The sequence below is a fragment of the Desertivirga arenae genome, assembly GCF_017355785.1.
Taxonomy (GTDB): domain Bacteria; phylum Bacteroidota; class Bacteroidia; order Sphingobacteriales; family Sphingobacteriaceae; genus Desertivirga; species Desertivirga arenae.
The window spans coordinates 193,768-217,149 of sequence record NZ_JAFEWE010000003.1; the positions used below are offsets into that span (position 1 = coordinate 193,768).

Here is a 23,382-nt window from a genome sequence, read left to right on the forward strand (position 1 = left end):
GTTACGTGGTTTAATGTGCAGTATTTCAGTTAGCGATCTCTGCAATACAACCCTTAAGATTCTTTCAAGCGCATTAATGGAAAAAAACACTTCTAGTAAAACAAACGGTCCGGGAAAGATAAGCCGCATGTTTTTAACGTTATATGATGTAGGTGCATTTGTGACCCGCTTCTTTAAAGAAGCTTTTCTCCCACCCTACGAGATAAAAGAGCTCGTTAATCAATGCTATAATATCGGGTATCAGTCCTTAATACTTATATCTACCACTGGTTTTATAACAGGTGTTGTCTTCACTAAACAATCCAGACCGTCCCTGGCTGAATTTGGAGCTACATCATGGCTTCCCTCCCTCGTGGCCATTGCATTATTACGAACTTTAGCTCCCCTTCTTACTGCCCTTATAGCGGCAGGTAAGGTGGGTTCAAGCATCGGTGCAGAACTTGGGTCTATGCGTGTTACCGAACAGATCGATGCCATGGAGGTGTCCGCAACTAATCCCTTTAAATTTTTAGTTTCTACCCGAGTTATGGCAACTACTATAACCATTCCCATATTATCCTTCTATACAGCTTTAGTAGGAATGCTTGGAGCATTGCTGAATGTCTCGCTTAGTGAAGGTACAAGTGCGAAGGCCTTTTTCTTATCAGCCCTTGAATCCATAACCTTTCTTGATATAACAGCCTCCACTATCCGATCCATAATCTATGGCTTTACAATAGGTATTGTTGGATGTTATCAGGGCTATAACTCTTCAAAGGGTACTGAAGGTGTGGGTAAAGCCGCCAACTCCGCAGTTGTTATTGGAATGTTTTTAGTTTTTCTTGAAGAAGTAATAACGGTCCAATTCTTTTCATTATTCAGAACGGTATAAAGGGGAATCATGGAAAATATTAAATCAAAAGAAAAGGTTATTGAAATAAGAGGGCTAAGTAAATCTTTTGGTAAACTGGATGTTCTAAAGGAAGCTAATCTAGATCTTTACCGGGGAGAAAACCTGGTGGTGTTGGGCAAGTCGGGAACAGGAAAGTCCGTATTGATTAAAATTATAGTTGGCTTATTAAAGCCCGACCAGGGCTCTGTTCGCGTTCTCGGAAATATTGTAGATCAGATCACTTATAAAGAACTATTAGCCCTTCGGTTGAAGGTGGGCTTTTCCTTTCAAAATAGTGCACTCTATGATAGCATGACGGTACGTCAAAATCTTGAATTTCCTTTGGTAAGGAATCAAAGAAGACTCACCAAGGGCGAAGTTAACAGAGCAGTTGAAGAAGTGCTTGATGCGGTAGGCCTAATGCAGACAATAGATCAGATGCCCTCTGAACTTTCAGGTGGCCAAAGAAAACGCATCGGGATAGCCAGAACCTTGATCCTTCAACCTGAGATAATGCTGTATGACGAACCCACGGCGGGTTTAGATCCAATTACTTCAGAAGATATTAATGATTTAATAAAAGAGGTACAGGAAAAATATCATACAAGTTCCATTGTCATTACTCACGACTTGACTTGTGCTAAAGCAGTAAGCGACAGGGTCACCATTCTGCTTGACGGCAAATTTGAAAGGCAAGGCACATTTAATGAAGTTTTCGATACAACAGATACACGGGTAAGACCTTTTTACGATTACAATTTTATTCAATAAGAAATGGAAGCAACAGACACTCGACGTAAGATAACAGTTGGTATATTTATATTTATTGGACTACTCATATTTGTTCTGGGTGTTTTTACCTTGGGTAGCCAAAAAAAGGCATTCGTTAAAAGCTTTTTAGTGAAAGTAGTTTTTGATGATATCCAAGGTTTAAAAGCGGGTGACAATGTCTGGTTTTCCGGAGTGAAGATAGGCACAATTAAAAAAATTCAATTCTATGGAACTTCTCAGGTAGAGGTGACCATGAATATTGAAGAAAATGCACACCAATACATCCGAAAGGATGCTGCTGCCAGTATTGGTTCAGACGGACTTATAGGAAATAAAATAATAGTGATAGATGGAGGAAACCCAAAAGTTCCAGCAATAGAAGATGGAGATCGTATTCGCGTAAATAAAACGCTTTCTACTGATGAAATGATGAAGACCTTGCAGGTGAACAACCGGAACCTGGTTGATATTACTACTGATTTCAAGACGATCTCTTCTAACCTGGCATCCGGTAAAGGAACTGCTGGCGCACTTCTTTCCGACGAAGAAATGGCTGGAAATATAAAGAGCATTGTAGCTAATCTTCAAAGTACAACTATTGCTACCAATAAGATGGCTGCAGAGCTCAGAACATTTAGCCACTCATTAAATAATAAACAGGGCCTTGTAAATAATCTTGTAAGCGATACGGTGATCTTCAACCGTCTTAAAAGCTCATCCTATGATTTTCAGCGGGCAGCTCAGTCAGCTAATGCTATAACCGCAAACTTAAATACAGCCTCCGCTAAATTAAATGACACGAACGCTCCAGCAGGATTGTTGTTAAATGATCAGCAAACAACGGAGCAATTACGAAGAATAATTGAAAATCTTGAAAGCAGCAGCTACAATTTAAATGAAGATCTGAAGGCCCTGCAAAGCAATTTCTTGTTCAGAGGTTATTTTAAGAGGAAAGCACGGGAAGCCGGAGATCAGAATAAAAAATAGGTACAAATTGCCGAAAATTTCTACAGGCAGAATGGGTCGTTAAAGCTTGAGTGTTAAAGCCGTATACAGGAAATACATCAATTACTACAAAAAAACGAATGTGGCATCAGATTTCTAGATAGTTATCCGGGTGCGATGAGTATAGAACCTTGGAAAGCAAGAAAGAATCTATGTTTAAAGTGTATTTGTAATTTAGATTTGATGTATGCCCTGTTCGATCTCATATTGATCAGGGCTTTTTTACCTCCCCTAATCATTGACAGAATCAAGAGGCTTCCGCTGTAAATTAGCAGTTGTTGATGATTTAAATTTGGAAGGCGTTTGGCCTGTAACCTGTTTAAATTGCGTAGAAAGATATTGTACACTACTATAACCCAAATTAAATGCTATTTCACTCAAGGTAAGCTCATTGTATAAAAGTAACTCCTTAGCCTTTTCAACTCGCTGACGGATAATAAAATGCTCGATTGTAAATCCTTCTACAGAGGAAAACAAGGCGCTGAGATAATTATAGTCAAGATGTAATTCATTAGATATTATCTGCGACCAATTTACCTTTAGATCCAGTGGCCCGGTGTGATGAACTCTTGATATGATAGTATTTTTGATTCTTTCTATCAATCGGGATTTAGCCGAGTCAAGCAACTCGAAACCAAGCTCCCCCAGTCTCATGTTAAGTGCTTCCAATTTTTCAGGAGAAAGCTCCTTCTCCCTGAGCTTCACGATCCCAAGCTCTATAGACAAGGAATGCAGACCCTGCTCAGACAACACTTGTTCAACTGTTATCACGCAGCGCCTGCATACCATGTTTTTTATGTAAAGTTCCATTCACTTCGCTTAGTTAGCAAAAATACAGTGGAACTGCTTTATGGCTGTCATCTGCTTGTAATGACAACAATAGCTAATTGAAATTCTTGGATTACTGAATCTCTGCTTCGAAAGCCCCTTGAGTAATGTTCTTTATAGAACCACCAGAGCTGGCACTATTAAACTCGAAGGTTCCTTTAAGGCCATTCTTTTGATAAGTAGTTATCTTGATAGTTCCCGAGCTTGCAGAGTGATTATTTGCGGAAGGAATCATTCCATTGATGTAGGTAGCCTCTGCACTTCCTGGTATCGGAAACTGGCCTTTTCCTCTTATTCCTGGGATCACTAAGGTAACAATTTCGTTTGTAGCTTTAAGCTGGGCTGTAATAGTCAAGGTATTCACCTCTCCCATTTTGGCATAGACATTATCCGCACCAACAGCAGATTTGGCTGTACCATTTACAAGGAAACTTATACTTGGATTCTGGACTTCCAGCTGCTCTTCTTTTTTGCAAGAAACAAGGCCAAAAAAGATTAGGAAAAGAAATTTTACAGAGGCCGATTGTGTATTGTGTGTTCTCATAAAAATTAGGTTTATTTAACTATAGAAGGCTTTTTTCACACATTTTGTTCAGAAAAAGCACAATTTCACACTGGTCTAAATAGTCCCTGAGCTGAAGTCTGAATAAGGGTTATTTAGATCAAACCGGCGCCTAGATTGAGGCACAGAGGTGGTCTGGTTAACCGATAAAAATATGAGGACAAAGCCCTCATATTAAGCCTGTTTACTAGACAACTCCAAAATACGGTCAAATTCTTCTTTTTTCATTGTCATCACAGAAAGCCTGCCTTGTTTTACAAGACCGATGTTGGCAAGCCTTTCGTCTGCCTTGATTTCCTCCAGGGTGACCGGCCGGTTTAAGGTCTCCACAGGTGCAAGATCTACAACCACCCAATTCGGATCCTCAGTAGTTGGGTCCTGATAAAATTCTTTTACTACCTTAGCCACTCCCACTACAGCCTTACCTTCATTACTATGGTAAAATAATACCAGATCGCCTTCTTTCATTGCTTTCAAGTTATTTCTGGCCTGGTAGTTCCTCACCCCATCCCAAAAGGTACGACCATCTTCATTAAATTTTTCCCAGCTATATTTGAAGGGCTCTGACTTGACTAAGAAGTAGTTCATTTGATCTTTTATTAGTAGAGGTTTTTCAAATCCTCTTTATAGTATTTTAATATAAACGACGCAAAACTAATAAATCAGAAATAATTAGCTCTTCTTCCCATAACCAAAAGTAATCTCGCATCAGAATTAGTGATTTGAACCGCCCTTAGCTTATTCTCAAATTTGCCTTAACTCAAAAGACATCAAAAATGGGACTACTAAATAGAATTTTCATCAGAACTAATAAAAGCAAGTCAGATCCTTTAACTATTACTGGCAATTATAGTACCGGTAGCGACATCAGGCATTCAAAAAACATTACCAGGAGAAGCAGATGTTTTCTTCCTCAACTACCGTTTTTGGGATTCAATTTGAATAATGTTCCTGAAGAGTACTTTCACCTCTTTATTTAGCTGGATTTTTTCTTCCATCCACTTCTTTGTCCCAAATACAAGCTTAGAATGACAAGAAAGGTACCGGCAATTGTAAAAACGGTTATGGGTTCGTGCATAAGCCACCATGCGTAAAAGAAGCCAAACACCGGGCAAAGGAATAACCATAGCGAGGCTTTAACCGTATCTATGCGAAGCAGATGGAACCAGCATATTAAGCCGACTATAGAGACTGCAATACTTAGCCACAGTATTGATGACAAAAAGTTATAATCGAGACGCACGGTCGAAAAGTCGCTCAAGCCGAGGGTAAAAGGAAGTAATAATATACCGGCAATAAAGACCTGCCAACCGTTTATCAATAGATTGGGTAATTTCCATTTTACAGTAGCATAATAAACACTGGCAACAGACACTGCAATCATACTGGAAATGAGAAGAACCAGACCACCAAGGGTTGTATGGCTGTCCTGTAATAAAGGATAGGAAGCTATTCCTATTCCGGTCATACCTAATAGGACACAAAACACTTCAGTTCCTGATGGTTTCCTCCCAAGCCATAAGGCAGAGAAGACAACGATCAGTAAGGGGTTGGTAGATACAGCAAGACTTCCTATTCCAGCGGCAGTATACTTCATCGCAAAAACGTATAAACTCAGGTATAGCGTTGTGTTTAAAAAACCAAATAGAGTAAGCTGCTTAAACTCTTCTTTTGTTGGTATCCGATATTCTTCACCGCGACTAAAAGAATAGGTTAAACCGAGGAGGATTATTCCAGCTATAAAAAAACGAACATTGGCCAAAACCAGGGGTGGTGCAGATAAAACACCAAATTTGGTTGCAACAGATGCAGAGGCCCAGAGCATGGCAAATAATAAGCCTATTAATACCTTTTTCACGCATGCAAAGCTAAAAATACCCTCGCTAAGTTTATTCTAAATTAAATAATAGCCAGACACTACAGGACGCATAATAGTAAGCGTTTTCATAATTTGGCAAAACCAATTCTATAAAGCTAATGCAAATTAAAAACATTCTGACCATCTGCATTGCAGGTCTTATCGGCCTTGTTGCCAGTGCACAGGAAGACCGGGGCTATAAGATCTATCAGTTTCCTCCCAACATGATTCCTAAGATTGATGGTAAGACTGATGATTGGGATTCGTTTCCGAAAGAATATATTGTTGGTACTGACCAACTTTGGGATGATTCGGGCCGGTACCCGAAGGTGGATCCCAAAAACCTAGACGTCAAAGTAAAGGTTGCCTGGGTTAAAGGATTAAATCGCTTATACTTCTTGTATGAAGCATATGACAATTACTGGGATTTCAGTCAGGCAGGTTTGCATAACGATACTTTTGAAATTGTAGTGGATGGTGACCTTTCGGGAGGACCATTAATACAGGAACAACACCCTAATCAGAGCCTGGATAAAATGGAAACCTATTTTTCATATCATGGCGTGCATGCGCAGAACTATCATATTTTCACACCGGCAGTAGGAAAAGATTGGGCTTTGGCCTGGGGAGCTCAGCCCTGGGTAAAAAATCTTCCCTATTCCAACATTGTCTATAACTATAACTTCAAGCCGGGAGAACCTGGAAAATTGGTCGCTGAGTTCTGGATCACTCCTTTTGACTATGCAGGAACAGAAGGACCGGTCAGGGCGGTTGAGTCTGTGCTTTATGATAATAAAAAAATAGGCCTAACCTGGGCTATTATTGATTACGATGATGTGAATGACGAGAAGGTTAAAGGTTTCTGGAACTTGTCCAAGAATCATAAAATGTATGGCAATTCCAGCTTAGGAACAGTATTTACCTTACAGCCCCTTAATGAAAAATACCTGAAGCCTTTTGAAGCAAAGTGGAGTTTTATTGTTACGGATATGGCCAAAAGAGAGGTGACCTTTAAAGATCAAAGCCGCGGTAAGATCAACAAATGGCAATGGGATTTTGGAGATGGTTCAACTTCCACCGAGCAGAACCCGGTTCATCACTATAAAGAACCAGGTAAATACCTGGTTGTGCTTGAAGTTGAAGGCCCTGGGGGTAAGTCGCGCTGGGCCAATCAATGGGATGTAGCTGTTAAATAGCTACGCCCTCTTTTGCCAAAAGTTTAAAGGTATCAACAACGCTTGTTTGAAATGCTTCACCCTCAACTTTTTGCAAAATTGCATGGTATTCTCCGCCTATCTCTATGCCAGCCTCTGTTCTCTCCACTTTTACTTTCAGAAAACCATGCTGCGAGTCGCAGTAATTTATTAAACGAACGCCCTCAAAAAACGGGTGGTCTGCTGTGAAGTTTTCATCATCCCTATTCACTATCGAATGCAGCTGATCATAGCCGCCTCCACCCGCTACAATAAATGACGTTTTCTCACCATCCTCATATTCTTTTTCAAAGCGCTGATAGTTGTGGACATGGCCACTAAAAACAACGTCTGGTTTTACCTGGGCCTCAGCAAACGATGATTCCAAAACCTCTATCATTTTTAAACTTGCACCATGATTGATATCCGCCGAATAAGGGGCATGATGAATACAAACAATAATCGCTTTTTCAGGCCTTTGGGTAGCCGCTAATTTCAACTCTTCAACAAACCAGGCCTTCTGTTCTTCTGTAATTATTCCAAACTTAGGAACATTACTTTGTAAACCTATAAAGTTGGCAACTGGAGTTTCAAGTGTCCAAAACACGTTGGGTTGGATCATGCTAGTCCAATTCGTATCGCCACTAAAGCTCACCCTTCTACGTTCCGTATCGCAGAATACAGCCATAAAAGGTTCAAGGCTACTATAAGAAACAGGGCTTTCCATGTTAACATCGCAATCATGGTTACCAGGAATAGCAAAGATTGGACGCGGATACTTGCTATAAGGAGCAAAAAACTGCTCGTAATAACGAGAAGCTTCTCCATGGTTGTAAACCACATCTCCTAAATGAAATAAAAAATCCGGATGATCCTCTCCCTTCTCAAATTGCCTGAGCATGGCCCCCACTACCTTTTCCTGAAAAGCAAGTCCCCTGATACTACCAGTATCTCCTACCATATGGAAAACTATTTTATTAGCATCAGCCGGAGCGATAGCGTCGAGAGAAAGATGGTAAGGATAAGCACCGGAGGGCTTTGGCAGTGGCTGGAATTTAAAGCTATCGTCTGGCAGATTTAACTTAATAACAGGGCTATTATGTTTTTCAGGTTTCTTAAGGATCATTAACAAAAATAACGATCAAACGTTAACAATTTGTCAACAAAACTTAAGAAGATTTAACAATACCACCAATATTCCCTCTAATTATCTGTTCTAAACGGCGATGCTGGCAGCCTTTCAGCATTATATAAATTGGGGTCTACAGGATTGTCTGACCATGCATAGCGGACGTATTTAGGTTCTTTAACCTCATCTGACCATACTTCAACTTCCTTTCCAACAATTTTGGCCCTTGCCCAAACAAACTTTTTATCCTCGCCAGCAATGGCAAACTGAGAAAGTTCTTCACCGTCAATACTAATTAATCCCCCTCCAACATTGCTGAAGCTAACTTTGACCTTATTTCCGGTTATTACGGATGATTGATACAGAGGACCGCTATATACCAGGTTTTTCTCCCCGTAATTAAAACGTCGCGCTATCAGAGACAGCCGTTCCCCTACATCTTTTTTATTATCCGGATGAATATCATTCCATTCTCCCAGATCTATGGTTACCGCCATCCCAGTATTAGGCACTTTGAGGCTTTGCAAGGACGCTTCTCTAAGGGTTGCCCAGCTACTTTCAGCTGGCAGATAATTAGCATCGCCAAAGTTGGGCAGTTGAACATAGTAGAACGGCAAATGAGGTTGCGCGAACTTTTGTCGCCAATCTCTTATTAACGCTGGTAATAGCTGTTTATATTCCTGAGGTTTTCCGGTATTACTTTCACCCTGGTACCAAAGAACACCTTTGATGTTATAATTAATAAAAGGAGCAATCATCGCGTTATATAATGCAGTGGGTTGATTTTGTTCTGCAATGGGTCCCAGTTCAAACTTTCCTTCCCGTGGACGGAACACTTGACCCACTTTATATTGCCAATCCCCTTTCAGATCTATTTTTTCCTCCCCCGCTTGAAGGAAGTAAGGTTTATCAGGAACAAAACCGCCCTTTCCTGCTGTGTTTTGAACTCTGATCACTAAAACATTTTTTCCAGGCTTTAAAAGTCCGGATGGTACCTTGTATCTCCTTTGAGGATACATATAACTGGTTGTTCCTACCTGCTTTCCGTTTATGAAAGCTATATCCGCATCAATGATTCTTCCCATAAAAAGCTTGGCCTCTTTACCAGTCATTGAGGAGGGTACTTCGATTTCTTTCCGGTACCAAACTATCCCATTCAAATCTCTAACTCCCTGATCTTCCCAATAACCCGGAATATTTATACTATGCCAGTTTTTAGGGATATAATTAGTGTCAAACCATTTAACCACTTCGGTCATTCCCCTATCCGGATTTAGTTCCTGTCCAGTTTGTACTGAAGCCGGCCTTGCTTGTCTGCTTTTAACATAGGCTGTATCCTTATTTTTCTCAACAATACTTAATAACGAGCTGAAATCTTTAAGACCGTCCTCACTTGTCCATGCTTCAATGGGAGTTCCACCGTAACTCGAATTTATGATTCCAATTGGTACATGGTGTTTTCGGTAGACATCCCTGGCAAAAAAGTAAGCTACAGCAGAAAAATCGTTAATATTTGAAGGATTAGCCCATTTCCATGAACTTTTCTGAACATCCTCCTTAACTCCGCCAAGGCTTGCGACGTTCGGCACCCAAAACTGCCTTATTTCAGGGTAATTTGCTTCAGATATATCTTTGGCGTAACTCACATTATGTATACCCATTTGATGAACCATATTTGATTGCCCTGCACACAACCAAACATCTCCAAGTAGTATGCCCTTAAGGTTAATTGAATTTTTACCTTTTAAAAGCATTTCATAAGGACCGCCAGCTTTCATTGAAGGCAAAGTTACCTGCCATTTTCCATTAGCACCGGTAGTAGTAGAAACCGCCTTTTTATTGAAACTGACACTTACTTTCTCACCTGGAGTAGCCCATCCCCAGATCTTTAAAGGCATATCCCGTTGAAGGATCATACTATCTGCTATTAAATAAGGTAGTCTTATTTGAGCATTTATTCTAAAAGATGAAAGGCAAGAAATCAAAAAAATGGAAAATGTGAAAGCTCTGAACATATGCTATTAAGGTTCCTTTAGTATTATTTAGAATCAGTTATTAACCTATCGGCCTTTTGGCCTGCGGGAGGACCAAGATAGCTTGGTTCCAGACCGCCACTATTCAATATCAGTCTTTGCAAAACCACTCCAGGATCAATCCTCCAAAAACTGAGAATATGTTTACCTGAAGAAGAAATCTTGAACTTTATTCTCTGCTGGCGTATGTTATTAGCAACGGACCGTTCCCAGGTTCCCATACCCTCATTATCATGAATATTAATTATTTCCGGTTTATTACCATCTATTGATAGGGCGTATTTCAAGCCACCCTTGTTCATGAAATCCAGTGAAGGGGAAACGTGAACATTCACTTCAACAGTTCCAGTATCTTGTAAGGTGAATTCGTATTGTAAGTGCGCCGAACTACCAGAAAGCTGAGTAGGTGGAGCAGTGACTGGGATTGACATAATACCCGACCTAGTCCTGCCGTAACCAGGCAGCACATCCCATGCTGCAGCTGGTACCGCCCTGGTATAATCGTCTGCTTCCAGTGCCAGGAATGACTTTTTCGGAAGAAAGTTCTTACTAGCCTCCATTGCGGTTGAACCTTTGTTCACAATTGCAAAAACAGTGACCGTTTTTCCTGTACCGTTAATAGTTACAGGCACCCTGTGATCGCCAGCTGGTACTTTTTCCCATTCAACATCCACCCAAATTCTTGTCTCCTGATCAATAGTTCCTGAAAGAGAACTTAGCTTCAGCCATTTCGAATCCGTTTTTATAGAAAAGCTATAGCTCTCATTTCCTCTGTTGAACAATTCAAAGTAACGGTGTCGTCTATTTTTATCAAAAACTAAATCTCCACTGGTTTCCGTGGGTTTAGTCTCTCCTTCCAATACCAGGCCCATTTCAGCCTCCGTATTAGCTTGTATGGCTTTTAGCTCCGGAAGAACGTCTTCTTTAGGATCTCTCCAGGAAACATAACCAATATGAGTTTGATCCATCATATGGTTCCATTTTCCATTTGCCAGTTCTTTATTGTACCGGTAGGAGATGGCTTTATCTCGTTCAAACAATTGCTTTGCCCTTTCAGCAAGACTATTGGTGGCAGATCGACCCTGAGTTGCGTAAAGACGATTTTTGGCAACGGCGTAGTACAATTCGTTTAGGTTTGCACAAGCCAGAACGGGATGTAGAACAAGTTGAAAGTACGCGTCCCTATACTTAGCCGGCAGGTCTTTTTCTATTTTTTCTGCTTTCAAAACCAAACCATTATAGTCTTTCACAATCCGTTCAAACTCCGTATAATTGGTAAGACTGTAAGTGTCGGGCGATAGAAGTTCCGGCTTTCTTCTGCCATTATACCGGGTATATGTAGAAATAATATCAGCTATTTCAGAGGCATATTTAGCTCCAAATTGTGCCTTTGCCCATTGTTCGGTATAGGCCTGTAAACGTTGAGCCGGCCACTTTTCTGGTTCCCTGGCATAATCGAGAAAGAACTCGATAGGGAATTCCATTGGCTTAAGGTCTCCAACATTTACAATCCAGATCCTGTCTGCACCGTACTTGTGAGCAAGGTGCATTTGTTCCCATACTTTTGAGATCGGATTCGTATTAAGCCATTTGTAATTCCTTGGTCCGCCAACGTAATCATAGTGATAATAAATGCCGTATCCTCCAATTCTTGGCCTGTCTTTCAAGGATGGTAATTTCCTGATATTTCCCCAGTTATCATCGCAAAGCAAGAGAGTAACATCGTCAGGCACTCGCATACCCTTATCATAATAATCCTGCACTTCTTTGTATAAGGCCCATAATTGCGGTACTTCTGCAGCCTTTTTACCACTAACTTCTTCTATGATCTCTCGTTGGTCTTTAACAATTTTTTCAAGTAGAGCAATGTTGCTGCCTTCGGTCATTGGCTCATCGCCATCGCCTCTCATCGCTATAGTAACAATACTCTCTTTGGAGCCCATATTTTTAATACCGTTTCTCCAAAAGTCACGCAATACAGAATCATTAGTTTGATAGTTCCATTCGCCTTTTCCAAAGCGTTTCCATTCTGTTTGCGAACGAACCATTGGTTCGTGATGAGAGGTACCCATAACGATACCATATTCATCCGCCAGCACTGGATTTAACTTATCATCATCATTGAAAGCACTACCCCACATTGCTGGCCAAAGATAATTACCCTTTAAACGCAGGATAAGCTCAAATACGTGTTCATAGAACTTGTGATTTAAGCCACCAAATTTCTCGCTCGCCCAGCCTGTTAAAGCGGGAGCCTCGTCATTCAAAAATATTCCTCTGTACTTAACAGCGGGCTCCTTGAAGACGTGTCTTCCTCGGGTAACATAGATATCTTTTCTTTTTTCTACAGGTACATCAGCCCACCAATACCACGGAGACACCCCTATTTGAGCGGATAGTGTATAAATGCCATATATCGTTCCTCGCTTATCGCTTCCTGCTATCACCAATGCCTGTTCTACCCCTGGAAATGGATTGCTAACCATCTGCGTAACAGAATACTCCCATTTCCCTTTCACTTGGCTAACATCCAATTTCTTAGCCTTTACCAATTGATCAATAAGCTGGTTATGGCCAACAGTGCCGGCTAGGACAATCGTTTTACTCCCCTTCCCAGGAACCGAAAACCAAAGCGGCTTTGAACCGGTAACCATCTGTAGATCTTTCGAAAAACTTTTGAATGCCCTAATAACCCCAGGCCACTCATTTTCGCTACAAACCAGGCTGGTAACTTTTCCTTCCGAGCTTAGAGGAAAACTTGCCGGAGTTTTTTTAAAGGACACATATATTTCTGATTCAACTGCTTTTACGCTCGATGACACCAGAAGCAAAATGGCGAGAATTTGCTTTTTTATTCCAAACATTATTTTTTCTTAAAATTCACCACTTCCCAAAATGCCTTCTTTGGCTTAAGATTCGTATCAAATAAGAGGGGGTAATTTTTTCGTCCCGGGACCGGGTAAGTATCTAACCAGGTGTACTGGTCTGAAATATTCCAGAAGGTAACGCTTGTAATCTTATCCCAATTTTCTCTGAAGATCCTGAATACTTTGGAATACTGTTCTACCTGTTTTTGCTCTAGCTCTGGAGTAAGGACATCTGACTCTCCCGGCCTTTTTTCCCTTCTTTCTTTCTCCCAGGGATAGACAGACATATCCAATTCCGTTATTTGAACTTCGAGTCCTAATGATGAAAACTTACTGATAGTATTCCTTAATTCACTTTCCGATGGCTCATAGATGGACCAGTGAGCTTGCAGACCAACCCCATGAACAGGAACTTTAGCATCTACGAGTTTTTTCATTAACCGGAACACCCTTTCCATTTTTTCAGGTCGCTCCGTGTTATAATCATTATAGAACAATTTTGCTTTTGGGTCTGCTTCATGTGCATACTCAAAAGCTTTGACAATAAAATCTTCACCACAGATCTGGTACCAGGGAGAATTGCGAAGGAATTTAGTGCTATCATCGTCAATAGCTTCATTAACAACATCCCACACATAGATCTTTCCCTCATATCGCTTAACCACACTAAAAATATGTTCTTTAAGGCGTTGAAGTAATAGCTCTTTTGAAACGGTCTTTCCCTCTGCATCTTTGAACATCCATGCCGCAGTTTGCTCATGCCAGCAAAGGTTGTGTCCCCTAACCCGCAACCCATTCCTTTGGGCAAAACTGACAATAGAATCTGCGTCTCGCCATGCGTAATATTTTTCGGAAGGATGAATAACACCCATCTTCATTGCATTTTCAGGTGTAAGGCTGTTAAAATGAGTTTTAATGAAAGAGGCAGTCTCTCCCGACAGATCTTTCGGGCCGACAGCTACTCCCACCGGAAAATAAGATCTGTAATAATCCTTCAGCCCTTTTTCAGAGTCAGAGGAATTTCCCTTTCGGCTTGCACAGCCTGCATACAATAATGCAGTAATAGAAAAAATTAATGATAATTTGCTTTTGTACATCTGTACTTCTTAAAATATTAAATCCCGGCTTTGAAGGGCCCAGGGAACGGTCTATAATGCTTAGTGTTGTCTAAAAGACAAGTGTAAAAGTAGGCTTGGGAGGATGCTAAGATGTGTTTAGATTGTTCTAAATGCTAGCACAAATGTTTAAAATAGGTTTTTAGCAAGTATTTAACAAAAGGTCTGGCGGAGGGAACGAAAATAAAATCTAAAAAATAGACCCGGGATTAGAATGCCGGGTCTATGAAATTACGAAAATGACAACCCTAATTACTTCATCCACTCCTCGCCGGAAGGTTTGCCGGTCAGTTGCATTGGATTTACTGATTTCAGAAAGTCGAGTTCGTAAACCGGCCTCTCCAGTTCATAAGGAATCCTCCTTTTACTGAATTGCTGAAAGTATAATAAGCAGCCATCCTTCCAAACCTGTGCATCACGTGTTTGTACCTTTAAGCGGCTTTGAACGTGGGCAAAGCGTTCAGTGTCAACAAATTGTTCTGCTTTATCCCAAACCTTTTGGAATTCACGTACCTGATTCACTCCGATATCGTATTTGTTGCAAAGTTCATCCCAAAGTGTTCTGCCACTTTTCATCTTATAGTCCCATGGGACATGATGAAACCAAAGCAGATAAATTTCGGGGCACGATTTGATATCATTAAGCTGAGAAGCCAAAGGTTCAGCATACTGACCAACAGAATTACTTCCGCTTTTAGTGCGATCGAACCCAATTCCATTACTTTCTGCCTGGTGATAGTATGGAGGAGTCCAGTCTACCCTCACATTTGCAGGAGCCCACCATGGACCAGGTCCATAATGATGATTAGCAGAGAAAATATGATGTAAGCCAAGCGGCATGGAATAGTTCACAGCCGCTTCTCTACTTTCCAGCATCATCTTTCTTATCGGTTCAATAAATCCATTTTCCCAGTTAACCGCGCTTTTAGCTGGTTTGAAAGTAAGACGTATCCATTCGTTGGCAATTTTTTCACTACCCAACGTATTATCCCATGCTAGCCGACCGAAAGCATACCAATTCGCTTGAGCAAAGTGATGGCCAGTCCAGTTTGAGTCGAGCCCTATATTGGCCACACCGGCTACCGCTGTGTGCTTCTGATTAAAAATGCTTCCATCAGTGCATCGCGCTACTGTACTGCCCTTACCTTCCTGGTAGGTATCGCTCTTTAAGCACTCCTCCCACATGGTGGATAGAAAAACAAGATGATTAGAATGCCCTAAATACTCCTGTGTAACCTGAAACTCGGGCATGACAGAAGTTTTCTTCAGTGCACCAAATAAGGGACTGAAAGGCTCCCTTGGTTGAAAGTCTATAGGACCATTCTTTACCTGTATAATAACATTATCTCTGAATTGCCCATCTAGCGGTTTAAATTCTGAGTAAGCCTGACGGGCACGATCTTTATCAGTAGAACTATAAACAAAGGCACGCCACATCACTATGCCGTTAAACGGCTTCAGAATGTCTGCTAACATATTTGCTCCCTCAGCATGGGTACGACCGAAGTCCTGAGGACCAGGCTGGCCTTCGCTATTAGCTTTTACAAGAAAACCTCCAAAATCTGGCACCAGCTTGTAGATTTCACTCGCTTTATTTTTCCACCATTTAATCACCTCCTGATCCAATGGGTCTGATGTTTTTAATCCACCGAGCGCTGCCGGAGAGGAGAAATTAACGGAAAGATAAGTTCGTACACCATAAGGTCGCAGCGCATCAGCAATAGCTTTTACCCGTTTAAGGTTCTCAGGAGCCAACATACGAGGCGATGAATTAACATTATTCAAAACGCTTCCATTTATTCCAATGGAAGCGTTTGCACGTGCATACTGTTGCCATAACTCCAGATCTTTTGAGCTTACATTTAGGTCTTTTTCTCCTCTCCAAAAAATAGATCTTCCAGCATATCCTCTTTCTATTGAACCGTTCAAGTTGTCCCAATGGTTAAGAACACGCAGCTCATAAGAAGGATTAGACACAAAACGGTTATCAGAAAGATTCAAGGATTGTCTGCGTAAGAGTTCGAATGCTCCATACAGGATCCCAGCTTCAGTTCTTGAGTATATTCCCTCCTTTTCTAACCTGAAACCATCTCCTTTTAAGGTTTTATCATCTGTAACTGCCAGCACGAGCTTTGCTCCCTTCTTTCCTTGCCAACCGTCCTGTAATTCTTTAATAGCGTTGGAAAGTATTGGAGATTTCCTCTTACAAACGATCTCAACGGAAGTAGGAGATGCTTTACTTAGCCAAAGTTCGTGACCGTTATTAGCACGAGCCACTGTAATAGTTATGAAAACCAGAACCAAAGTAAAGAGGAGGATGAACTTTCCTGAAAATGGTGCTTTTAATATCATTGGATAAACAGAGTAGTTGAAATAATATTACTAGTTTTTGCATTTGCTTCATCAGGCTGACACCCTCCGATGCTCAAACCTATTTTGCCTTTAATCTGAGTACTTGCACCTCCTTTAGACTCATCTATGTGAGAAAGGTCCTCCGGAGTAAGTTTAAATCTCAGAATCCTGCTTTCTCCAGCTTTCAGATAAAAGCGTTGAAAACCTTTTAAAGATTTAAGTGCTGCTTTAACTGAAGGATTCTGATTAGAGACATAGAGTTGAGCAACCTCATCCCCGGCCATTTTTCCTGTGTTGGTAACTCTCACAGTAATAGTGACGTCTTTACCTTTACTGACTGTTTTAGGCATACTTAGCTGGTCGTAACGAAAACTGGTATAACTCAGCCCGTACCCAAATCCAAACAACGGTTTTCCTTTAAAGTACCTATAGGTACGATTATCCATGCTATAATCAGTAAAAGAAGCAAGATCTTTATCACCCTGATAAAAGGTAACAGGAAGCCGCCCTGCAGGATTATAGTCCCCAAAGATTACATCTGCAATAGCATTCCCGGCAGCTTGTCCTCCGTACCACCCATTCAGAATTGCAGGTATGTTCTCTGCCTCCCAGGGTGTGGCAATAGCACTTCCCGTCATCATAACGAATACCACAGGCTTGCCTGTTGTCTTTAAAGCTTTCATTAGTTCAGTCTGAACTGTAGGTAGCATAATAGAAGTTCGGTCGCCACCGTCAAACCCCGGGTAGTTTACTTTCATCTCCTCACCCTCTAGCTGAGGAGAAATTCCTCCAGCAAAAACAAATGCATCTGCTCCCTTTATCCTATTAATAAGATCAGCGAAATCAGTGCGACGATAATTTCCGGTACTTAGGCGCACATTTCCTTTACCCTCTCCCTGCCAATACTCTAGTACTAATTTATATATAGAATCCTTTCTTGTTTCTAATCTGTAAGTGCGGGCTCCCCAACGATTACGTGTCCATGCATTAATCACTTCTTTTCCGTTTACAAGGAACCTATAACCGTCATCCCCTTCCACCTCAAACATCAGTGAACCGTCCTTGTCTGCTTTGAAGTCTGTAGTATATCTCGCTGAGAAATTATTAGCGCGGAGCCCATTGGTGATTAGCTCCCCCTCCTGCCAGAAGTGGTTTACCTGCGCATCCTTCTGAACCAACACAGCCTTACCCTCCAGATCTTTATTGTTAAAATATTCTGCTTTGAATCCCTGGGCACCGTCGATAGAATACTGGCTTTTAAGATCCTCGTATACCAGAAGTGTATCATTGGTAAAATTAATGGCTTTTTCATAAACCACTTCAGTATTCTGTCCCACTTTATCTTTAATTCCCTGAAGCACAGTAGAGAGCTTTGAAGGGATACCATTGTAATTGCCAAGGATAGAAATGGAATTATCCGCGTTAGGACCCAGAACCACAATTTTTCGTAGGTTCTTCTTTAATGGTAAGGTTTGGTTTTGATTACGTAGAAGAACTATGGATTGATGAGCCATTTTTAAGGCGTGATCCTGATGCTCTGCTCTTTCTAGTACAGAAAAAGGCGTTTGGGCATATTTAACTATTGATGCAGGATCAAACATTCCTAATCTAAAGCGGATCATATACAAGCGTTTTACAGAAACGTCAATTTGTTTTTCCGTTATTTTGCCTTGCTTTACGGCCTGCACGAGAGCTTTATAGGCATCCGTTCCGCAGTCTATATCTGTACCATGAAACACAGCATCGGCAGAGGCTGAAGCAGCGTCGGGATGGGTTTTGTGGTTTTTAAAAAAATCATCAATCGCCCAGCAGTCTGAGGTTACATACCCATCAAATTTCCATTGCTTTCGTAGAATATCAGTCATCAAGACATCACTGGCACAGCAAGGTTGAGTTCTGAAAGCATTATAGGCGCACATTACACCTGCTACTTTAGAATCCACAACCAACTTACGGAAAGCTGGGAGATAGGTATCCCAAAGATCGTAAGTACTTACGTCAACATTGAATACATGGCGGAGGGGCTCCGGACCACTGTGAACAGCATAATGCTTGGCACAAGCAGCAGCCAATAGGTATTTGGAGTCATTCCCTTGTAATCCTCGTACAAAAGCGTCTCCTAAATTGGCTGTAAGAAAAGGGTCTTCCCCATAAGTTTCCTGTCCCCTTCCCCATCTTGGGTCTCTGAAAATATTGATATTAGGAGTCCAATAAGTTAATCCCAGATAGCGCTCATTAGTACGTCCTGTCTCTACCGCTTTATTGTAGATCGCCCTTCCCTCTAAGGCACTGTATTCTGCCATTTTAAATAAAGAACCTGGGTCGAAAGTAGCAGCCATCCCAATTGCCTGAGGATATACCGTAACCTTAAATGGGGTTCTTGCCACACCATGTAGTGTTTCATTCCACCAATCATAAGCTGGTATGCCTAAGCGCGGAATGGCTGGAGATGAATTAAGCATCTGAGATACCTTCTCCTCCAGTGTAAGACGAGAGACCAGGTCATCCACTCTTTTTTCAAAAGGTAAATGATAGTCATTGAAAGGATACTTTTCCTGAGCAAGGACTGATGAAAAAAATAAGACTGAAATAGATAAAAAGCTGATTATCCTCATAAATAAATGTACCAATTCAATTGCTTAAACTTAGTTGCCTGCATTAGAAATAGTATACGGATCAATTGTAGCAATTTTGCCATCAGCAGTATACTTCAGCTCCGTTACTTTCACATTACGAAGATGTGTCTTGCCTTTTGAAAGCTCTGTGTCATGATAGAACAGGTACCATTTACCTTTAAACTCTACTATTGAATGGTGTGTAGTCCATCCTATTACAGGTTTAAGAATAACTCCCTGATAAGTAAATGGCCCGTATGGATTATCGCCGATAGCGTAACAAAGCAAATGGGTATCCCCTGTTGAGTAAGAGAAATAATACTTGCCCTTATATTTATGTACCCATGAGGCTTCAAAAAAGCGGCGGTCATGATCACCACCCTTCAAGGCATTTCCATTCTCATCAAGGATAATAACATCTTTAGGCTTCTCTGCAAACTCCATCATATCTCCGTTCATTTTAGCTACTTTAGCTGTCAGCGCGGGCTTATCATCCTGATTCAGATCAGTGGCAGAACCCTTAGCGTCGAACTTGCCCGAAGACCATTTCTGCAACTGACCTCCCCAAATTCCTCCAAAGTACATGTAACTTTGCCCATCTTCGTCAGTAAATACTGCAGGATCTATGCTAAAGCTGTATTTAATAGGCTCTGGATTAGGCTTAAAGGGGCCTTCAGGTTTATTACTTATCGCAGCTCCTATCCTGAATACTCCTTCTTTATCCCGAACGGGAAAATACAGATAATACTTGCCATTTTTGTAGGCCGCATCTGGAGCCCATAACTGCTTGCTAGCCCAGGGAATATCGCTTACACTTAAAGCCACTCCATGATCAGTGACTTTCCCACCCACACTGTCCATGGAATAGATGTAAAAATCTTTCATGGCAAAATGATCTCCATTGTCATTTTCAGGAATTCCTGCATCGTAATCATGAGAAGGATAAACAAATATTTTTCCATTAAAAACATGGGCAGAGGGATCAGCACTGAAACGCTGGCTCACAAGTGGTTTAGATATTGAATTAACGAATGAAGCTGAATCTGTTGATACTTCCGGATTGGCAGTCTCCTTACTTTCCTTACCTTTTTTTTCCTGAGCGCAGGATGAAGCAAATAAAATAACAGTGGATAACACTAGGGTCTCTAATTTCATATAGTCCTTCTTCTATTTAAGTTTAAATGTTGTAAAACCTGATCTTCCGGATATGGACAGGGGAATAAAGTCCTAATAACCTCTTTGCTATTATTTAATTTAAGGAATTCCTACAGAGCAAACATTCTGGATCTGAAATACCTGGTTCTAATAATTCAGGGAGGCTTTTTTACGGTTAATCTGTGAGTAAAAGTAATCCAGGAAAAATCGACAGGATGGTACAATTGTTAAAACTTCTTATTCGAATGTTTAAATTGTGTATCTCCGACCTTAATAAACCACTTTTCAATACCCATTCGTAACAATTAAAGTATCTGAGTGACTTATAAAACTACAATTATTACATGATACGAGAGGTTTAGCATTTTCTGGTAAATAGGGGAAATTACCAGTTTAAACAAATTTGACATTTAATAGCACATTTATGCTATCGCGATACAGGCAGCTAAGCGATATTTGAACTATCAAAAAAATAAATCATCGGGATATTGATCTCATATTAAGTCCCTCTTAAATTTTATTGGTTATAAAAATGGTTTAATTAAACTGCCCCTCCATAGGGGCAGTTCCTTTTTTGGCCTATTGTCAAGTGTTCGTTTTCTTAAGCCTTGATTTAGGAGCCGCACGTAAGGCAGCCTTCTTCCATACTACAACTTAATCCATCCACTGGCAGAGCATCAATTCCTGACAGATCAGATCCCGGGGCTTCGGTACTCTTTGGGATTAGGGGATCCATACTTTTTCCACCCTGCTTTTCAACCGTGAACTGAACGGCCTGACTAGCTGCCTGGGTACGCAGGTAGTACATACCTGTTTTTAATCCTTTTTTCCAGGCATAAAAATGCATAGAGGTTAGCTTGGGGGTGGAGGGTTGATCCACAAAGAGGTTGAGGGATTGCGATTGACAGATAAAAGCTCCCCTGTCGGCAGCCATATCTATCAAGCTTCGCTGTTTTATTTCCCACACCGTCTTATATAACTCCTTAATCTCTAATGGAATTTCAGGAATCTGTTGAATTGAACCATTAGCAGAAATAATTTTATTTTTCATGGTATTATCCCATAATCCTAGTCGCACCAAATCCTTCAATAAATGCTTGTTAACGATAATAAACTCGCCACTAAGAACCCTTCTGGTATAGATGTTCGAAGTATAGGGCTCGAAGCATTCGTTATTCCCCAAAACCTGAGAGGTGGACGCAGTAGGCATTGGGGCTACAAGCAAAGAATTACGTGTACCGTACTTTTTAACCTCCGCTCTTAACGATTCCCAGTCGTACCGGTTGGAGGGCTTTACATTCCAAAGGTCAAATTGAAATAAACCTTCAGAAAGAGGAGAACCAGTAAAAGTTTCATAAGCGCCAAATTCCTTTGCAAGGTCTTTACTAGCAGTCATAGCAGCGAAATAGATGGTCTCAAAAATATCTCTGTTCAATGCCCTGGCCAGATCACTTTCGAAAGGAAGACGTAAAAGTATAAAGGTATCTGCTAGTCCTTGTACACCTAAACCAATAGGCCGGTGACGCATGTTCGATGTTTCTGCTTCCTTTACAGGATAATAATTATTGTCTATGATGCGGTTGAGGTTCCTTGTTGCATGGTAAGTGATCTCGTAGAGTTTTGCGAAATCAAATTTACCATCCTCCACGAACCGGGGCAATGCAATGGAAGCAAGGTTACATACTGCCACTTCATCAGCACAGGTGTACTCCATGATCTCGGTACACAGGTTGCTGCTTTTAATAGTTCCCAGATTCTTCTGGTTACTTTTACTGTTAGCTGCGTCTTTATAAAGAAGATAAGGAGTACCTGTTTCAATCTGCGCCTGAAGTACGGCAAACCACAGGTCTTGTGCATTAATTGTTTTTCTTGCCCGCCCCTCACGTTCATATTTGTGGTAAAGTTCTTCAAACTTTTCACCAAAGCAATCATGTAAGCCGGGAGCTTCATGGGGACAAAATAGACTCCAGTCTTCATTTGCCTCTACCCTTTTCATAAACAAATCGGGAATCCATAAAGCGTAAAAAAGATCACGCGCCCGCAATTCTTCCTTCCCATGGTTCTTACGCAAGTCAAGGAATTCAAAAACATCGGCATGCCATGGCTCTAAATAAATAGCAAAAGCACCCTTTCGCTTACCTCCCCCCTGGTCAACATATCTGGCTGTATCATTAAATACCCTAAGCATGGGTATGATCCCGTTACTCGTTCCATTTGTGCCACCGATATAGGTTCCGGTTGCCCGTACATTGTGAATAGCTAAGCCAATACCACCAGCACTTTGAGAAATTTTAGCCGTTTGCTTTAATGTATCATAGATCCCGTCAATACTATCATCCTTCATGGCCAGCAAAAAACATGAAGACATTTGAGGTTTCGTGGTTCCTGCGTTAAACAAGGTGGGTGTGGCATGAGTAAACCAACGTTCACTCATCAGATGATATGTTTTTATAGCACTCTCTATATCCTCCTTGTGAATTCCGATAGCTACGCGCATGTACATATGTTGCGGTCGTTCTGCAACCTCTCCATCTAGTCGAAGAAGGTACGATTTCTCCAGTGTTTTAAAGCCGAAATAATCGAAACCAAAATCACGATCGTAGATGATGGAGCTATCCAGCAGTTCTGCGTTATCCTCAACAATTCTAATTATATCATCTGCAATCAGAGGCATTTTCCTTCCTGAAAGAGTATCAGTGTAATTGTACAGCTTCAGCATGGTTTCTGTAAAAGATTTAGCTGTATTTTTGTGAAGATTACTTACAGCAATCCTACTGGCCAGAAGAGCATAGTCAGGATGTTTAGTGGTAAGGGAGGCTGCGGTTTCAGCAGCAAGATTATCCAGTTCAGTAGTGGTCACGCCATCAAATATTCCCTCGATTACTTTTTTAGCAACGTCTATGGCGTCGACAAGGGGACTTAACCCGTAAGATAATTTCTGTATGCGGGCGGTGATCTTGTCGAACTTAACGCTTTCCTTCCGTCCGTTTCTCTTTATTACTAGCATTTTTATGTTTTTAAGATGAAA

Annotated in this window: 17 protein-coding genes; 5 read left to right on the plus strand and 12 right to left on the minus strand. The window is 41.0% G+C overall.

The features are described from left to right. Positions 1–76: 76 nt before the first annotated feature. The 3 genes from J4N24_RS07815 to J4N24_RS07825 are packed head-to-tail and all read left to right on the plus strand — an operon-like array spanning position 77 to position 2,629. Positions 77–871 carry an MlaE family ABC transporter permease gene (locus J4N24_RS07815; protein WP_207533117.1) on the plus strand — a complete coding sequence of 265 codons (795 nt, stop codon included), beginning with the start codon at positions 77–79 and terminating at the stop codon, positions 869–871. Between the two features lie 9 nt (positions 872–880). Then, positions 881–1,642, plus strand: coding sequence for an ABC transporter ATP-binding protein (locus J4N24_RS07820; protein WP_207533118.1), 762 nt, complete (start codon positions 881–883; stop codon positions 1,640–1,642). Between the two features lie 3 nt (positions 1,643–1,645). Next, positions 1,646–2,629, plus strand: coding sequence for an MlaD family protein (locus J4N24_RS07825; RefSeq protein WP_207533119.1), 984 nt, complete (start codon positions 1,646–1,648; stop codon positions 2,627–2,629). Positions 2,630–2,878: 249 nt separating this feature from the next. Here the strand turns inward: J4N24_RS07825 and J4N24_RS07830 are convergent, their stop codons facing one another. From J4N24_RS07830 to J4N24_RS07840, 3 genes are all read right to left on the minus strand, one after another. Continuing rightward, positions 2,879–3,457 carry a helix-turn-helix domain-containing protein gene (locus J4N24_RS07830; protein ID WP_207533120.1) on the minus strand — a complete coding sequence of 193 codons (579 nt, stop codon included), beginning with the start codon at positions 3,455–3,457 and terminating at the stop codon, positions 2,879–2,881. Positions 3,458–3,548: 91 nt separating this feature from the next. Then, entirely contained in the window at positions 3,549–4,019 is a 471-nt protein-coding gene (locus tag J4N24_RS07835; protein ID WP_207533121.1) for a DUF6252 domain-containing protein, read from the minus strand. A 192-nt stretch (positions 4,020–4,211) separates the two neighbouring features. Continuing rightward, entirely contained in the window at positions 4,212–4,625 is a 414-nt protein-coding gene (locus J4N24_RS07840) for an EVE domain-containing protein (protein WP_207533122.1), read from the minus strand. 188 nt (positions 4,626–4,813) lie between these two features. On the opposite strand from J4N24_RS07840, the gene J4N24_RS07845 reads away from it, so the two are divergent. After that, positions 4,814–5,017: a hypothetical protein gene (locus J4N24_RS07845; RefSeq protein WP_207533123.1), complete on the plus strand. Its 204-nt coding sequence runs from the start codon at positions 4,814–4,816 to the stop codon at positions 5,015–5,017. Here J4N24_RS07845 and J4N24_RS25855 read toward each other — a convergent pair. Next, positions 5,014–5,895 carry a DMT family transporter gene (locus J4N24_RS25855; protein WP_207533124.1) on the minus strand — a complete coding sequence of 294 codons (882 nt, stop codon included), beginning with the start codon at positions 5,893–5,895 and terminating at the stop codon, positions 5,014–5,016. The genes J4N24_RS07845 and J4N24_RS25855 overlap by 4 nt on opposite strands. 119 nt (positions 5,896–6,014) lie before the next feature. Between J4N24_RS25855 and J4N24_RS07855 the strand changes: the two genes are divergently transcribed. After that, positions 6,015–7,091, plus strand: coding sequence for a PKD domain-containing protein (locus tag J4N24_RS07855; protein ID WP_207533125.1), 1,077 nt, complete (start codon positions 6,015–6,017; stop codon positions 7,089–7,091). On the opposite strand, the gene J4N24_RS07860 is transcribed toward J4N24_RS07855, so the two are convergent. From J4N24_RS07860 to J4N24_RS07895, 8 genes are all read right to left on the minus strand, one after another. After that, entirely contained in the window at positions 7,084–8,214 is a 1,131-nt protein-coding gene (locus J4N24_RS07860; protein WP_242691559.1) for a metallophosphoesterase family protein, read from the minus strand. The genes J4N24_RS07855 and J4N24_RS07860 overlap by 8 nt on opposite strands. Before the next feature lie 77 nt (positions 8,215–8,291). Further along, complete coding sequence (locus J4N24_RS07865) at positions 8,292–10,133, minus strand: sialate O-acetylesterase (protein ID WP_242691560.1); 1,842 nt, start codon at positions 10,131–10,133, stop codon at positions 8,292–8,294. A 122-nt stretch (positions 10,134–10,255) separates the two neighbouring features. Next, positions 10,256–13,114, minus strand: a complete 2,859-nt coding sequence (locus tag J4N24_RS07870; RefSeq protein ID WP_207533127.1) for a glycosyl hydrolase 115 family protein — start codon at positions 13,112–13,114, stop codon at positions 10,256–10,258. Next, entirely contained in the window at positions 13,114–14,214 is a 1,101-nt protein-coding gene (locus J4N24_RS07875) for an endo-1,4-beta-xylanase (protein WP_207533128.1), read from the minus strand. Before J4N24_RS07875 ends, J4N24_RS07870 begins: the two co-directional genes overlap by 1 nt. 270 nt (positions 14,215–14,484) lie before the next feature. Then, positions 14,485–16,584 carry an alpha-glucuronidase gene (locus J4N24_RS07880; protein WP_207533129.1) on the minus strand — a complete coding sequence of 700 codons (2,100 nt, stop codon included), beginning with the start codon at positions 16,582–16,584 and terminating at the stop codon, positions 14,485–14,487. Continuing rightward, positions 16,581–19,199, minus strand: coding sequence for a glycoside hydrolase family 3 C-terminal domain-containing protein (locus J4N24_RS07885; protein WP_207533130.1), 2,619 nt, complete (start codon positions 19,197–19,199; stop codon positions 16,581–16,583). The genes J4N24_RS07880 and J4N24_RS07885 overlap by 4 nt, the downstream gene beginning before the upstream one ends. Positions 19,200–19,229: 30 nt before the next feature. Then, positions 19,230–20,354, minus strand: coding sequence for a glycoside hydrolase family 43 protein (locus J4N24_RS07890; RefSeq protein ID WP_207533131.1), 1,125 nt, complete (start codon positions 20,352–20,354; stop codon positions 19,230–19,232). Between the two features lie 613 nt (positions 20,355–20,967). Then, positions 20,968–23,361 carry a ribonucleoside-diphosphate reductase subunit alpha gene (locus J4N24_RS07895; RefSeq protein WP_207533132.1) on the minus strand — a complete coding sequence of 798 codons (2,394 nt, stop codon included), beginning with the start codon at positions 23,359–23,361 and terminating at the stop codon, positions 20,968–20,970. Positions 23,362–23,382: the final 21 nt, after the last annotated feature.